13 protein-coding genes are annotated in these 15,520 nt (G+C 55.7%); 10 read left to right on the top strand and 3 right to left on the bottom strand.

What is annotated here, in order from left to right:
* Positions 1–93: 93 nt before the first annotated feature.
* The 10 genes from SFX18_00065 to SFX18_00020 all read left to right on the top strand — a co-directional run bounded on the left by SFX18_00065 (position 94) and on the right by SFX18_00020 (position 12,173).
* Positions 94–438 (top strand): hypothetical protein, encoded by a 345-nt coding sequence (locus SFX18_00065; protein ID MDX1961510.1) that lies wholly within the window; start codon positions 94–96, stop codon positions 436–438.
* A 266-nt stretch (positions 439–704) separates the two neighbouring features.
* Complete coding sequence (metH, locus tag SFX18_00060; protein MDX1961509.1) at positions 705–4,400, top strand: methionine synthase; 3,696 nt, start codon at positions 705–707, stop codon at positions 4,398–4,400.
* Between the two features lie 96 nt (positions 4,401–4,496).
* Complete coding sequence (locus SFX18_00055) at positions 4,497–5,846, top strand: alkaline phosphatase family protein (GenBank protein MDX1961508.1); 1,350 nt, start codon at positions 4,497–4,499, stop codon at positions 5,844–5,846.
* A 64-nt stretch (positions 5,847–5,910) separates the two neighbouring features.
* Entirely contained in the window at positions 5,911–6,057 is a 147-nt protein-coding gene (locus SFX18_00050; protein ID MDX1961507.1) for a hypothetical protein, read from the top strand.
* Positions 6,058–6,677: 620 nt separating this feature from the next.
* Positions 6,678–7,271, top strand: a complete 594-nt coding sequence (locus SFX18_00045; protein ID MDX1961506.1) for a hypothetical protein — start codon at positions 6,678–6,680, stop codon at positions 7,269–7,271.
* A gap of 1,608 nt (positions 7,272–8,879) precedes the next feature.
* Entirely contained in the window at positions 8,880–9,443 is a 564-nt protein-coding gene (locus tag SFX18_00040) for a hypothetical protein (GenBank protein MDX1961505.1), read from the top strand.
* Positions 9,444–9,542: 99 nt separating this feature from the next.
* Positions 9,543–9,899, top strand: a complete 357-nt coding sequence (locus SFX18_00035) for a VOC family protein (GenBank protein ID MDX1961504.1) — start codon at positions 9,543–9,545, stop codon at positions 9,897–9,899.
* A gap of 118 nt (positions 9,900–10,017) precedes the next feature.
* Positions 10,018–10,392, top strand: a complete 375-nt coding sequence (locus tag SFX18_00030) for a hypothetical protein (protein MDX1961503.1) — start codon at positions 10,018–10,020, stop codon at positions 10,390–10,392.
* A 164-nt stretch (positions 10,393–10,556) separates the two neighbouring features.
* On the top strand, positions 10,557–11,645 hold the full coding sequence (bioB, locus tag SFX18_00025) for a biotin synthase BioB (protein MDX1961502.1): 1,089 nt from the start codon (positions 10,557–10,559) through the stop codon (positions 11,643–11,645).
* 324 nt (positions 11,646–11,969) lie between these two features.
* Positions 11,970–12,173, top strand: coding sequence for a hypothetical protein (locus SFX18_00020; GenBank protein MDX1961501.1), 204 nt, complete (start codon positions 11,970–11,972; stop codon positions 12,171–12,173).
* A gap of 57 nt (positions 12,174–12,230) precedes the next feature.
* Here SFX18_00020 and SFX18_00015 read toward each other — a convergent pair whose 3' ends face one another.
* The 3 genes from SFX18_00015 to SFX18_00005 form a co-directional block, all read right to left on the bottom strand.
* Complete coding sequence (locus tag SFX18_00015; protein MDX1961500.1) at positions 12,231–14,360, bottom strand: hypothetical protein; 2,130 nt, start codon at positions 14,358–14,360, stop codon at positions 12,231–12,233.
* Positions 14,361–14,455: 95 nt separating this feature from the next.
* Positions 14,456–15,241, bottom strand: a complete 786-nt coding sequence (locus tag SFX18_00010; GenBank protein ID MDX1961499.1) for a creatininase family protein — start codon at positions 15,239–15,241, stop codon at positions 14,456–14,458.
* Positions 15,238–15,520 (bottom strand): hypothetical protein (locus SFX18_00005; GenBank protein MDX1961498.1); only part of this gene is annotated, 283 nt, incomplete at its 5' end. The genes SFX18_00010 and SFX18_00005, both read right to left, overlap by 4 nt.

Below are 15,520 nucleotides of genomic sequence, written 5' to 3'. Positions count from 1 at the left end.
ATTTACCCCTTTCCGGCTGACGACCTGCGGGGCCGCCCCGCATCATGCAAAATTACCCCCGTCGATCTGGAATTTTCCCCAAGTTAAACAGTCATGGCTCAAAACGACATGGACAACGGCAACGCGCTTCCCGATTTGATTAAAATCACAGAAATTTTTTTGATTCCTAGTAGTTTTTTAGTCGGTGCCTTGGGGACGGCGGATACAAATCCGCACCGGGCCGCGGTTTCAGCATTGGGCTTATTGATTAGTTTGCTTTGGCTGGTATGCGCCCGCGAATCCCTGGCCGAAGCCAAGCTATCCACTCGGGCCGAAGTTAACCCAAATCGACCGCTAAGGGTCATGATCCTCTTGCATTTATCAACTATCTTTGCAATTGGCTGGTTGATATCACTCGTGGCGCATCTGGCTTTGTGGAATCGCCCGCTAGGAAGCTAAGAACTGGCGGGATCGGTCCGAGGGGATTCGCGCCGGCTGAAAAACAGGAACCGGCGGGTTATGTCGTATCGGCACACGATTGAACTCCCCCCGGATTCTTGCGATAATGGCATATTAACTGCTATTTAGGATCGCCCGGAAACATACTTCCCCGGATGAAAATACTCCCCAGGAATATTCGGTTGTTGTTTGGCGGGTTTTTATCGGGAAGTTATTGATCGAGTGCCACTAGCGGTTTTCCCTAACACGTCATTTGTGATTTTTACATGCCGCCAGCCCCCGCCGAAAAACGGAGTTCCCTCCTCACCGAGTTGCTTCCCGAGCGGATCTTGATCATCGATGGCGCGATGGGCACCATGGTGCACGCCCGCCAGTTTGAAGAAGCCGACTATCGCGGCAGCCGGTTTCCTAATCCTAAAAAAGACCTCAAAAATCTGATCGATATCTTGGTCCTCACCCAGCCCGCGGCCATCCGCGACATTCACGCCGGCTATCTGGCGGCGGGGGCGGATATTATCGAGACCAACACGTTTGGCGCGTCGGCGCTGGGGCTGGCCGAATTTGAACTCCAGCCCCTCGTCCGCGAGCTAAACCTGGCGGCGGTCCGGCTGGCCCGCGACGCCGCCGACGAGGCGACCCGTGAAAATCCCCGGAGGCCACGGTTTGTCGCGGGGTCCATCGGCCCCACCAATAAGCAGCTTTCCATTGCGGGAAACGTCAACGATCCCGCCCATCGCGATGTCACTTTTGATCAAATGGTCGAAAATTACCGCGAACAGGTGGAGGTGCTGATCGAGGGGGGGGTGGATTTGCTGTTGCCGGAAACAGCGTTTGACACGTTGGTGCTTAAGGCCTGTTTGCAGGCGATTGAACAGGCCTTTGTGCGCAAGGGGATTCGCCTGCCGGTGATGGCCTCCTTTACGATTTTTGACGGGGGGCGGACGCTCTCCGCCCAGACGGTGGAGGCGGTTTGGAACTCGATCTCCAATCATGAACTGCTCAGCGCGGGAATCAACTGCGCCTTAGGCCCCGATAAAATTCGTCCATACCTCGAGGAACTCTCTCAGGTCACGCCCCGGTACGTCAGTTGTTATCCCAACGCCGGATTGCCCAACGCCTTTGGCGGCTTTGACGAAACGCCAGAGATGATGGCCGCGACCCTGGGCGAGTTTGCCGCGAATGGCTGGCTGAACATCGTCGGCGGCTGCTGCGGCACCACGCCCGAACATATCGCCGCCATTGCCGCGGCGGTCCGGCAGCATCCCCCGCGCCAGCCAGCAACGCCAGAGCCGTACCTGCGTTTGAGCGGGCTGGAACCGCTTACCCTGCGGCCCGAAAGCAATTTTTTGCTCATTGGCGAACGAACCAATGTGACCGGCTCGCGCAAGTTTGCCAAACTGATCCTGACGGAACAATACGAGGCGGCTGTCAGCGTGGCTCGCGAACAAGTCGAAAACGGCGCAAATGTCATCGACATCAACATGGACGAAGGGATGCTCGACGGCGAAGCGGCGATGACCCGCTTTCTTAACTTGATTGCCGCCGAGCCCGAAGTCGCCCGCGTCCCCATCATGGTCGATAGCTCCAAATGGAGCGTACTGACCGCGGGCCTAAAATGCCTGCAAGGAAAGGGGATCGTCAACTCGATCAGTCTCAAGGGGGGAGAGGCGGAATTTCTCGCCCAGGCGCGCACGGTGCGCGGCTACGGCGCGGCGGTGGTCGTGATGGCCTTTGATGAAGAAGGCCAGGCGGTGACGATCGAAGATAAAGTGCGCATTTGCCAGCGGGCGTATAAGCTCCTAACCGAACAGGTCGGCTTTCCCCCCACGGACATTATCTTTGACCCAAATATCCTGACCGTCGCGACCGGCATCGAGGAGCATAACCGCTACGCGATCAACTTTATCGAAGCGACCCGCCAGATTAAGGAACTCTGCCCCGGCGCAAGGATCTCTGGCGGCGTTAGCAATATCTCTTTCTCTTTTCGGGGCAATGACGTCGTTCGCGAGGCCATGCACTCGGCCTTTTTGTATCATGCCATCCGCGCCGGTATGGACATGGGCATTGTCAACGCCGGTCAACTAGCCGTGTACGAGGAAATCCCCGCCGAACTACGCGCGCGGGTGGAGGACGTGCTGTTTGACCGTCGGCCCGACGCCACCGAGCGTCTGGTCGAATACGCCGAAACGGTCAAAGCCCAGGGAAAAACCGCCGATCCCGCTGCCAGCACCTGGCGGGATGAACCACTCGAAGCGCGGTTGACTCACGCCCTGGTCAAGGGGATCGTCGATTACATCGAAACCGATGTCGAGGAGGCCCGGGGCCACTATCCCGGTTGCCTGGCGATTATCGAAGGGCCGCTCATGCGCGGGATGCAGGTCGTGGGGGACCTCTTTGGCGAGGGAAAAATGTTCCTGCCGCAGGTCGTCAAATCCGCCCGCGTCATGAAAAAAGCAGTCGCCTACCTGCTCCCCTTTATGGAAGCCGAAAAGGCCGCCGCCGGCACCACCGGCCAATCCCGCGGAAAAATCCTCTTGGCCACGGTCAAGGGGGATGTCCATGATATCGGCAAAAATATCGTCGGCGTCGTCCTGGCCTGCAATAACTACGAAGTTGTCGATCTGGGCGTGATGGTGCCGTGCGAAAAAATCCTGTCCACCGCCAGCGAATGTGGGGCCAATATCATCGGCCTAAGCGGACTTATCACGCCGAGCCTCGATGAAATGGTCCATGTGGCCAAGGAGATGCAGCGACAGGGATTTTCCGTGCCGCTGCTGATTGGCGGGGCCACGACCAGCGCCAAGCACACCGCGGTAAAAATTGCCCCGCAATACACCGCCAGCACGGTCCATGTACTAGATGCCAGTCGTTCCGCCCAGGTGGTCGAAAACCTGCTCAATCCGCAATTACGATCCGCCTATGACGAGCGTAACCGGGCGGAACAGGCGCAGTTGGCGGCCAGCTATCACCAGCGGCAAACTGTTAGCCTGGTCCCGTACGCGCAGGCGTGCGCGGGACGGTACACGTGCGACTGGCCGACGACGCGGATCGATACTCCGGCGTTTTTGGGTCGCCGGGAAGTCGCGCCGGAGTTGGCGGAGCTGATTCCCTACATTGACTGGTCGCCATTTTTTATGACCTGGGAGCTTAAAGGAAAGTACCCGGCGATCTTGAACGACCCGGTGGTCGGCGAGGAGGCCAAAAAGCTGTATGACGACGCGCGGGGTTTGCTGGACCGGATCGTGACGCACAAGTTGCTGACCGCCAAAGGCGTGTACGGCTTTTGGCCGGCGGCCAGCGATGGGGACGATATTGTGCTCTTTACCGATGAGAGCCGCGAACGGGAATTAACCCGCTTGCACACGCTCCGCCAACAGTGGGAGCGCAAGGGCCAAGAGACATTTTACGCCCTGGCTGATTTTATCGCTCCCCGCGCTAGCGGACGCCGCGATTATCTGGGGGCGTTTGCCGTCACCGCGGGTCTGGGTTGCGATGAACTGGCCCGCCGCTTTGACGCCGAGCATGACGATTATAACTCGATCATGGCCAAGGCCCTGGCCGACCGCCTGGCCGAGGCGTTCGCCGAATATCTGCACGCCGTCGCGCGGCGCGATTGGGGTTCCGGCCGCGAGGAACAATTGACCAATGACGACCTCATTGCCGAAAAATACCGCGGCATCCGCCCCGCGCCAGGCTACCCCGCCTGTCCCGACCACACCGAAAAGCGAACCATTTTTGACATCTTGGGCGCGGAACAGGCGAACGGCATGAAATTGACCGAATCGTACGCCATGTGGCCCGCCGCCAGTGTCAGCGGGTTGTACTTTGGACATCCGGACAGCCGCTATTTTACCGTGGACCGGATCACCCGGGACCAGGTGGAAAGCTACGCCGCGCGCAAGGGCATGACCGTGGCCGACGTGGAAAAATGGCTCGCCCCGAATTTGGGATACGGCAATTAATTACGAATTAAAAATTAACAATTAAGAATTGTGTAAAATCCGTAAACTGTTTATTTCATTCTTCATTTTTAATTCTTCATTCTTAATTGCAACGCCATGCCCGACACTGTCATCCTCTTATCCATTCCCGGCCTGCGTGAAAGCGATCTCGCGCGGATGCCACATTTGTCGCGGCTCACCAGCCATGGGGACCGGACCACGCTGGTTCCCAGTTTTCCCTGCGTCACCTGCGCGGTGCAGGTGAACATGACGACCGGCCAGCCGCCGCGCAAGCATGGCGTGGTGGGAAACGGCTTTTACTGGCGCGAGAAACAGCACCCGGAACTGTGGACCGCTTGGAACGACGTGATCGAGCAGCCGCAAATCTGGGATATCCTCAGCCAGCATGATGACAGCCTCACCAGCGCGGTCTGGTTTCCTTTGCTGAGCAAAGGGGCGGAGGCGGCGCTGGTTTGCACCCCCGCCCCAATCCATAATCCCGATGGCAGCGAATCGCTCTGGTGCTACACCAAACCGCAATCGCTGTATGGCGAGCTGCGCGACGCGATCGGGCATTTTCCCCTGCACCATTTTTGGGGACCGCTGGCCAATATCAAATCGACCTCGTGGATTGTCGATTCCGCCATCTGGGCCGCCCAGCGCGACACGCCCCACTTTTTTTATATCTACCTTCCCCACCTGGACTACGCCGCCCAAAAGTTCGGCCCCGACAGTCCCGAGGCGCACCGCGCCTGCGTCGATTTGGATGTGGTCCTGTCGCAGCTCACGCAGGGTCTGGATCGCGCGTACGAAAATATTCCCGACCAGGACCGCCTGCCGCCGCTGTACATCATTGCCAGTGAATATGTGATTTCGCCGGTCAACCATGTGACGTATCCCAACCGCGTGCTGCGGAACGCGGGACTATTAAATGTCCGCCCCGCGGCGGATGGCATTGGCGAAGAACTGGACCTGGCCGCCAGCGCGGCCTGGGCGATGGTCGATCACCAGTTTTCCCACGTTTTTGTGCAAAATGCCGATCCCGCCGTGCTCGAACGCGTCCGCGAGCTCTTTACCGGAACTGCGGGAATCGACGAGGTGCTGATCGGGGCCGAACGGGAAAAATACGACCTGGACCACCCCCGCGCGGGGGAGGCGATTCTGATTAGTACGCCCAACAGTTGGCAGGCGTATTACTGGTGGCACGATGACGCCCAAGCGCCCAGTTTTGCCCGCACGGTGGACATTCATCGCAAGCCGGGGTACGACCCGGTGGAACTGTGCTTTGATCCGGCGACCAAGAGTATCCCGCTGGACGCCACGCTGATCAAGGGTTCGCACGGCGCGCCGGCCCGGACCGAAGGTCAACGGGGAATAATCCTCACCAGTCAACCGGGCGTGCTGGAAGGCCCCCCGATGATGGATACCGACGTGTACGAACTGGTGCTAAGGCAGTTTGGGATTTGATTACCAGACCGTTTAGCCCGACGCACTTAGCCCGACGCGTTAGCAAGGGACTGGGGAGAAGATAATGGAGTTTGGAGTAATGGAGGAGTGGAGTTTGGTTAACCGCAACGCGCACAAAGCCGCCGATGGCATCGGCGGTCCGGAGGCGGGAGTCGCAAATACTTTGTTTAGTCGCGACGCGCAGCGGAGCGCGGGTTTTTGTTTACGGTAACTACCATCCCGCAGGGTTGACAGCCCTTAGCCGGTGTTTGAGCGCAGCGATACCACCGGAAAGCCATTCACACACGCTGCCCTTTTCTCTTTCTACCGTGAAGCGGTTGCATCCGCTAGCCCAGGTTCGCGCAGCGCACCATGGAAACTCAACCCGTAGCGGCTAGTTTTACTCGCCGAACTGGCGTTTGGCCTTTGATTAGCCCCGCCGCGCACAAAGCCGCTGATGGCATCGGCGGTCCGGAGGCGGGAGGTTTAGTCGCGCAGCGGAGCGCGGAGCAGAGAGATACATAGCACACAGATGAGCGGGATTCCGCGAGATTTGTACTGATTTTTCCCGGCGTGATCGTCACACGAAACTGGCAGATTGCGCCAACCGGCGGTATCCGGTTTGCATGGGAGATACCATTCACTATTCCTGCAAATTACGGTTGGGCGTGAACTTATCCCCTGGGTTAATCACTACCCAGAAAAAACGTTGCAATGTATGACAAGATTTATTATGGTAAATGTATCCAGCGATATAGCTTTTTTGGTTGATTGGATAACGTATTACTATGCGGCTAAAAAATGTCGTTACTCCGATCTCAACTTAAAGCCAAACTACTCGCGGGCATGTCGATGCCCACTGAGCAAAGCGCGCTGTTTGAATGGATCGAAACGAATCGAATGTTTGTTGACAACGATGGCGGGCGGATCGGCTTTCTCTACCCTGAGGTCGAACTCAAGGCTGGCTGGACTGATACCGAGCGTCCTGGTGGAAAGAACATTGAATACGGCGCTTCCGGAAACGCCTACGTTCACTATTGGTTTGGCCATAACCGCCCTGAAGTCGTCAATCGACTTTGCGTTTTTGCACAAACTGGAGCTGAAGGTTCAGTAGCCGCATTCTGGATCGACGACAATAGTGTGCAACGCATCATACACATGGGCTCTGGATCAGGCTCTGTCTTGTGTTATGTCCTGGCAAACAACGCACTTGATTTCCTTCGATTGCTTGCGATAGGCTATGATGAAATCTGCTGGAACGCAGAATATGAGTATCCACCTAACTCCCCAGAAAATGGGAATGAATTTTACGTTCCCCCAAACGCAAAATTTCAAGAATGGCTAATCGGAAAGTATGGCGTTACCATACCAAAACGTGCTTTGGAGATTGTTGAATACACTTCGGAAATCGGTGATCAAAAAACCCAAGATGATTTCTGCCGCTGAGTAAACGAGAACGCAGCATAGCAAAACCATCTACGCAGAGCACACGGTCGGCCCGTATTTATCATGGAATCCTTCGCGGCGCGTGCCGGGTGTTGGCGGTCGTTAGGAAAAATAGATGAGCGAACCAAAGACATCATGCAGAACCTGTGGTGTCGTGATATTGCAATCCACGGCGGATCGTACTGGAGGATTCTGCGCACCGTGTAAAAATGGAACAAAAAAGCAGGTAGTTCCCAAGAGACCGCCATTTGTATCTTGCGTAGTGACTTCAATGCTTCCAGAACACCCGCAGTTTCGAATGAATCCACAAGACCTTCTCACAGAACTTGAAACCACCCGACACATTGGCGATTCTTCTCATCCGAATAAACTCGAACTCGAGGCCCAAAGGGCTTTGTTACGACACGCGATCCGCCATCATTTAGATTGGCGACTGAACGACGATCATTGGGGGCGAACTGGTTTTGCTATACTTAAGCTCTTTGAAATTGGTCGAGCCACGATGCTATACAATCGAATAGAGTACCGATTTCACGATATCATAAAGGAAGAATGGAGCGACGTTTCTGGACCGCTTAGCGGTGAGGGTGGATTCGTGTATCGAACGAGAGATGGTGACGAGATTTTCCGGATCATGACATGGGTCTCATAATCCTTTTGCTCTTAACAATCCAATGCACCCGAGCTTCTGATCGTGCGGATTTTGAAATCAAAGTTTCTTGGCCTTAGCCGGGTTACATTGGTGTTAGGCCGCTGCATACGCCATGACTACTACTTGCCCAGTTTGTCAGACGGAGTTAGATTACGAGCCGTGGCGGGACGGCCGGGGTTCACAGGAGATATGCCCATCGTGTGGCATTCAGTTTGGCTACAACGACGCTCGCGAAGATTTGCGACAGCTCATTTATTCTTTGTGGCGAGAAGCATGGATAGATCACGGCAGACTTGCATTTCACGGCGAGGAGTGGCGTACCATCAGTGTTCGCATCGGGCAGAGAGTTCATGAGGACACGAATAACACCTAGCCATACACTGCAACGAACACGGCCAACGCGTCACTATTGTAATCCTTGCTTCTCACGGGTCTGGTCCCGGAGTTTGGGTCATTCGGAGAATTCGCATTTCATGAACAAAAATCCCACAGACTCTTGGCCATTTGACCAGCCTCGAAACTGCGCCACGCTTACGATGCGGCAGGTTTTGGATGGGACAGAGCCGATTCTTTTGGTAAGCCATGATGCCGACGATCATGGCTGGCAGTTTATAGGGATTTCCGACGCATCCTATGCCGACGGCAAGGTTGTGTGTCTGGAAGAGATAGTTCATCTCGATCCGACAGTTCTCGAAGTTGCGGACCTTCCCCCTGGATGGCGGGCTGTTCGAGAGCGTGTTGGCGGTGCATGGACACGACGGCAACGACCAGCGGACCTAGACGATGAGACAGAGTAACCATGCCCCCTATCCATGCATCGCAGCGATACCGGCCTGACGTCGGATGGTACATTACATTATTAAAAATGTGTGCAACTAGGCCGATGGTTTGATAGGTTATTAAATCCATGCACCTCATGTCAGTACACTATTTCAATTAATTTACACGCTAATCCTATGACATTCCCCGTCACAGAAACCTTTCCGTTTGGTGACATCGCAATGTCGTGTGTTTCTTCCCCATTTCTGGACAATGCCCTCGTTGTGCAACAAGTCGCATTTACGCCGAATCCCCCCGCTGGTATGGCTGTTGACCTAGTTGCCGCTTACCGAGACTCCTTCTGCGTACCATTCCCAATTCACGCTTTTTCGTTCGAATTGACACTTACTCAATGTGTAACAAAAGGCGGCCCTAATTCTGGTGAATCTCTCGATGCTCAATCATGGTCAATCGGCGACGGACTTTTGATGATCGGTACCGAAGATGGCGAAGCTCTAAAAAACCGAATGCCATGGCTCAAAATAGAAGGAGATAACTATCCAATTGAATATCTACGTCATGGATTAAGAATAGCAATTCCATATGTTGCACCCAATACGACTGTTGGATTCCACTTTGTGCTAGCATACAATCAAGTTGATTTGGGAACCTATTCTGAATGGTTTGCAGTAGATGTCCCATATCACCAATTACTAGAAGCCCCGGTTGTCAAATTCATCGCCGGGGCAATGAAGGGATAATAGTGCAGTCAACCGGACCTGTGGGCAATGTGGATTGTGGTAACAACGTTGGTTGGTTCTTGTCTGGCTAACCGTTTCGCTAATGTATCATCAAAAACTATGAATCAAATATCCTTGAATCTTGTTGTTCTGAGGTCCACAGACATAGCACGAGCGGCGGCGTTTTATTCACATCTCGGTTTGCGGTTCTCACAGCACAGACATGGTAACGGCCCTACACATTATGCCGCTCAGTTGCCGGGTGGTGAAGTTTTTGAGCTTTATCCCGTCGCATCTGATGGCAAATCCACGACGGGCATTCGCATCGGATTTCGTGTTCCTTCGTTAGATGCGGCTTTGGCCGCTTTAAGTGATAATCCTGCTGCAATCGTGACACAAGCGAGTGATTCCGAATGGGGACGCCGAGCGGTCGTCGCAGACCCGGACGGTCATCGAATTGAATTAATACAGTCGTAATGCCACCTACCCCGTAACATACCACACCCACAAATTTGCCAAAATTCACGTTTCAACGTAAAATAGATTATTCCTTTATATGCCTCTATTCATGAGACACTCCTCCGGAGCATTTTCCATGTCCGCAACCCAATCTCAAACACAAGCCAGTTGCAATGTCCACGCCGACCACCCGCATCAGCATGGGCCGGATTGTGGGCATACCGCCCTCCAGCATGACGGCCACACCGATTATCTGCACGACGGGCATTTGCACCACCCCCACGGCGACCATGTGGACGAGCATGTGATCGGCGTCTCCGCGGCCAATCCCGCCGCCTGCACCCCCCAGCATAACTGCGGGGCGCACGCCACGGACCATGTTCACGGTCCCGGTTGTGGGCACGAGGCCGTCCCCCACGGCGACCATGTGGATTATCTGGTCGATGGCCATTTGCATCATCCCCACGGCGATCATTGCGATGATCATGGGCCAGTAAGCTTGGCCGGCTAAAATGCTGGCACTGGACACATATTTGGCAAAACCAGGACTTTTCCGGCGGTTTTGGCTGAATAGGGGTGTCCCTCTCCCCGGCGTGTTGGTTTTGCGTTAAAATTCGGGCGATTGTCCCCTCTTTGGGGAAACTTTTGCACTGAATTTTAGCGGACGCAACGCCCATGCTTTTAGAATCACCCACTGTTCCAGAAACATCTTCCCGCTGGCACGATTTGGCCGCGCGGGTCTTGGCCGGAGAATCCGCCACCGGCGACGAAGCCCTGGCGATCCTCCAGTCCGCCGATGATGATCTCTTGGATCTAGTGGCGGCTGCGGCGCGGTTGCGGCGGCGGTATTTTGGCCAGACGGTGCAACTGTATTTCTTGATGAATGCCAAAAGCGGCTTGTGCGCCGAGGATTGCGGTTATTGCTCGCAATCAAAAGAGAGTGACGCCGAAATTCCCACGTACAACTTCCTCAGCGCCCCCCGCCTGTTGGAAGGAGCTCGCCGCGCCGCCGAACAGCGGGCCAAAACCTATTGCATTGTCATTAGCGGCCGCGCCCCGACCGACCGTGAATTGCGCCTGGTCACCGACCTGGTCCCGCAAATCAAACAGCAATTCGGCCTCAATATATGCGCCTGCCTGGGCCTGCTGGACGCCGACCAGGCCCGCCTTCTCAAGGAATGCGGCGTGGACAAGGTCAACCATAATCTCAACACCAGCGCCCGGTTTTACCCGGAGATATGCTCAACGCACACCCATGCCGACCGGCTGGAGACGTTGCGAAATGTCCGCAACGCGGGCCTGCAAATTTGCTCCGGCGGGATCATCGGCATGGGGGAGACCCTAGTCGACCGGGTGCAAATGGCCCTGGAGCTGCGGGAGTTACGGGCCGAATCGATCCCGCTGAATTTTTTGATCAATATCGAAGGGGCCCCCATCGGGCACAAGGACGAACTGACTCCGCGCGACTGCCTGCGGGCGCTGTGCATGATGCGGTTTGTGAATCCCGCCAGTGAGTTGCGGATTGCCGGCGGGCGGGAGCAGCACCTGGGGGCGTTGCAACCACTGGGCCTGCACGTGGCGAATTCGATCTTTATTGGCGATTATCTGACGACCAAAGGGCAAGCCGCCGCCGAGGATTATCGGATGATCCGCGAACTGGGATTTACCGTGACCGTGGCCGACGGCCAGCCGGTGGACCTGCCCGACCCCGCCCCCCGCGCCGCGGAATTTGGCATTGTGGACCGGCCAGCACAGGGGGTGTAGTAATTAAAATAGTTTGACTTACCTCATGAATTAGCGTAATAATATGAACATAAGATTCTACTACAATCCAGAGACAGACTTACCATATATCTACGAGCATAATGTCTTCGAGGATGAAGTTATTGGAATTCTCAAATCGCCAGGAGAAGACGAAGCTTGTGCTAATGGCACACGACAAGCTTTGAGCCAAACTGCGGCGGGTAGATATTTGCGTATAATTTATGTACCTGATGAAATTGGTGACGGCATATTTGTCATTACCGCGTATCAATTATCACCCATGCAACTTAAAGCTTTCCGTAGAAGGATGAAAAAACGAAGAAAATGAGTAACACTAATTTTTCACCGGGTTGGAATGAAGAACGGGTGCGTCAATTAATTGCCGAGTTGGATACTCGTACGGATGAACAATGGATTGCCGCCGATGAAGTCGCGTCGGAAGAAAGTGCGCAACAAACCGTAATCACGGTCCCCGCCGTGCTGCTTCCTGAAATACGCAACATGCTCGCTCGGCACAAGTCCGCTTAGATGAGTTACCTCGTCTGCGAATTGCCCTGCTTTTTCCGAGTCATTTCACCACCCCCCTTATTCCGGAATCCAGAGCGCGGACTTGCCTTCGCTTTTGGCGGCGCTCTCGGGGGTCCAAAGTTTCCCTTCTCCCGGACCGGTATCCGCCCCGACAATGACCGAGGATGATCCCGTCGGGGGGGGCAGGCCCACCAATTGGCCATCCGGTCCGATTAACCCCGCGCTTGCCAGCAATTGATACATTTGCTCCCCCACGCCCGGTTCTTGAGAGTGGGCCGCGCTAAGATGCTGGATCAATTGGGCGACCTCAGCTCCCTCGAGGCGGACCAAGCGTATGCGTAATTCTTCCAGGTCCCAGGGGGCGGTGCTGAATTTGAATTTTTCGGCCAATTTACGGCCGGTATCGATGTAGATAAGCGCTTGATCCAAATCTTCGCTGACGCGTACCATCACTTGATAAGCGGCGAGTTGCAATTCCGGCGGATCGATGTTTTGGCGGCGAATGGCTTCAAGGGCTAATCGCTTGGCCGCGGGCATAAATTGCGCGATGAGCGTCCGTTCCAGCGACTGCTGTAATTGCTCGGGCGAAAGCTGCTCCACATCCAAGTATAAGTATCGAAACAGCCGCTCTCCTGTAAAGTCAAATTCCGCGGGGGGAATGGGCTGGGGATGCGGCAGGCCCAGATGTTGTCGCAATTTGGCAAAAGTAGCGGGAGCGGCGTCGCTAGAATCGGTGGTTTCTAACAGCATGATCGCGGCTTGCAGGCGATCCCGCAGGTTCCAATCGGCGGCGGCTTCATTGGGCGTTAGGTTATCGAGCAGCGGCAGCTTGAGCTTGGGCCAGACCTCCAAAAGGACATGCTCTCGCTGTTCGGTTGTCAGCCGCACCCGCTCCCGCCAGCCGGTCTTATCCGGCAGCCGCCACTGCCAACTGAGCGCCAGTTCCAGGGCCGAGGCCGCTCCCGTCTGTTCTTCTTTTAACTCGTGGCCCAGGTTGGCCCCCGCCACGCTGCGCAGCATCGATAAAACCTGGTCTTTGTGGGTTTCCAGGACTTCAATTTCCAAGCGCGCGGGTTGATCGGTTTCCTTGCCAAAGAGAAACGCATTGGCCACGATCATGGGAATTTGTTCGCGGGCGATCTGGTTGGAACTTTCCGGCCGGGGACGGTCAAAGAGGGCATAGACCGCGCGGGGGGGAACTTGGTTTTGTTGGGTGAACTGCAGTGTGTCAAAGGGCCGTTTTTCGGCCAAACGGGTCCCGGCCAAGCCGCTTTCCAGGCCGTCAAAATCCAGGACGGGAATCGTTACCAAGAGATCCCGGACTTCGCCCTCGGCCTCGTCGCGGATCATAATTTGCGCCATCGCTTCGGCTTCGATTTCTTCCTCTTCGGAAATATCCAGATCGGCATAGGCGCGCCAGGCGGCGCGGGCCTCGGGGTAATTTCCCAAAAAACCATGCAAGATGGCCAGATTTTTCCCGATGGCCGGTTCTTCCGCATATTTATTGGCCAGGGTTTGCAGTTGCTTGGCGGCCAGCCGCCACGCGCCCCGCCCGGCGTTGCGCATGGCGGCGTCAAATTCCTGGCGGTATGGGGCATCGCGGGGGGCGTCACGAAACGACGGCATGTCCTTTAGCAGCACGGAAATTCGCTGCTCTTGCTCTAATCTCATGATGCGCTGGGCGCAGTTTTCATCTTGCCCTTTTGTCAAGATGGACATTAGCGTCAGGTAAGCCCGCGCGGGAATGACCTGTCCAAACCCCAATAATATTTCGCTGGCGATTTGCAGCGCGGTATAGACGCGGGCGTGGACTTCGGGTCCGCTATTTTCCAGGGCGTCCTGAAGGGCGTTTTGCGTCTCCAGCAGATCCCCTGTTTGCGCCGCTAAAATTGCCCGATATGCCAGCGCAACCGGGTTTTGCGGCTGCAGGGCTATAAATTGCTCGGCCGTTTTGGCAAAACCCTCATGATCGCGAGTTAATAATTCTAGCAGGCATTCGTAAGACAGCAGGCACGCCCGTTGGGGATACTTTTCGCACAGATGCCGCGTAGCGTCCAGCGCGGCGGATAACTGCTGCCCGGAAATCTGCTGCTCCAGCTTGCCTAGCTCATTTTGCAGGTCCTGGCAGCAAAATTTGATTTTTTTTCCGGTGCCACCGGGACATGTCGCATAAGGATCAATTGCCATAAAGCACTCTAAAGATAACGTGTGTGACGAGGATGTATTGGGTTGGAATGATGAAAAGGGCTAATGACGCTGGCCTGGCGACGATCATGTTACAGCTAAAACGGAAACCGCTCGTCCAGGGGAGCGGCGGAAAGCTCGACCAAAAATTGCGCCAGCCGCGGGGTCAGTCGTTCCAGCAGTTGCCGTCCCTTGTCCGCGCTGGCGGCGTGGGGGTCACCCGCGCCGCTGTTAGTCGTCAATAAATGCCAGGGACGCGTGATTCCCACCCAGCCGTTATTTACCGCCGCAAAACGGGTCGGTTGCACGGCTCCCGCATCCGCGGCCAATTTCCCCTGGCTGTCGCGCGCCACCAGCTCCGGGGCAACATGCAAAATGAGGGATGTTTCCATCTCCCCCGCGTGGTCGTCGGGCTTGGCAAAAATTTCGTCATAGCAATCCTTAAGCACGGTGTACCAGTTGCACAAGAAAACATGGGCCGGGGTTTGGCCGTAAAGTTCCCGCAACAGCGCCTTTAGGTCATTCCCCCCGTGGCTATTCAGGAGCACCACTTTGCGAATACCGCTTCCCGCCAATGTTTCCACCAAGTCGCCGATCACCCGAAACAGCGTCGTGGGCCGCAGGTTCATCGCCAAAGGAAACCGCCCCAGGTTGGATTCCGTCCCATAGGGAATGGTGGGTAGCAGCACCACCCGCGCTCCCTGCGCGTGGGCGGCGGCGCAGATGGTCTCTCCCACCAAATCCGCCTCCAGCACATCGGTGCCATAGGGAAGGTGCAGGTTATGAGGCTCGGTGGCGCCCAGGGGAAGGACGGCCACCTGATAATCGGCCGCGCGGACTTGCGCCAGGTTGGCCTCGAATAATTTCCAGGGGCGGGGACTCATGGCGTTCCCCCGCGAGCCTGATAAATCACCTCGTGGGTGGCGGTGGGGCTGGGGCCGATATGGGTTTGCCGCAGCAACCCGCTAATCACCACCACGGCCAGAATTAACGCAAGATTGACATTCAGCCAAAATGGGGCCTGGTCGCGAATTTTTTGTAATCCAGCCGACCGACCGGCCAGCGCGCTGGCAATAAAAAAGATGCCCAGAGCCAGCAAAAACTTTAGCCCAAACAAGCTGTGATAAAACAGCACATAGGTCCCTTTCCAGGTTTCGACCCAG

Source organism: Pirellulales bacterium (assembly GCA_033762255.1).
In the GTDB taxonomy this organism is placed as follows: domain Bacteria; phylum Planctomycetota; class Planctomycetia; order Pirellulales; family JALHPA01; genus JANRLT01.
The sequence above is the reverse complement of the archived record's forward strand: the minus strand, read 5'-3'. Positions and strand labels throughout refer to the sequence as shown.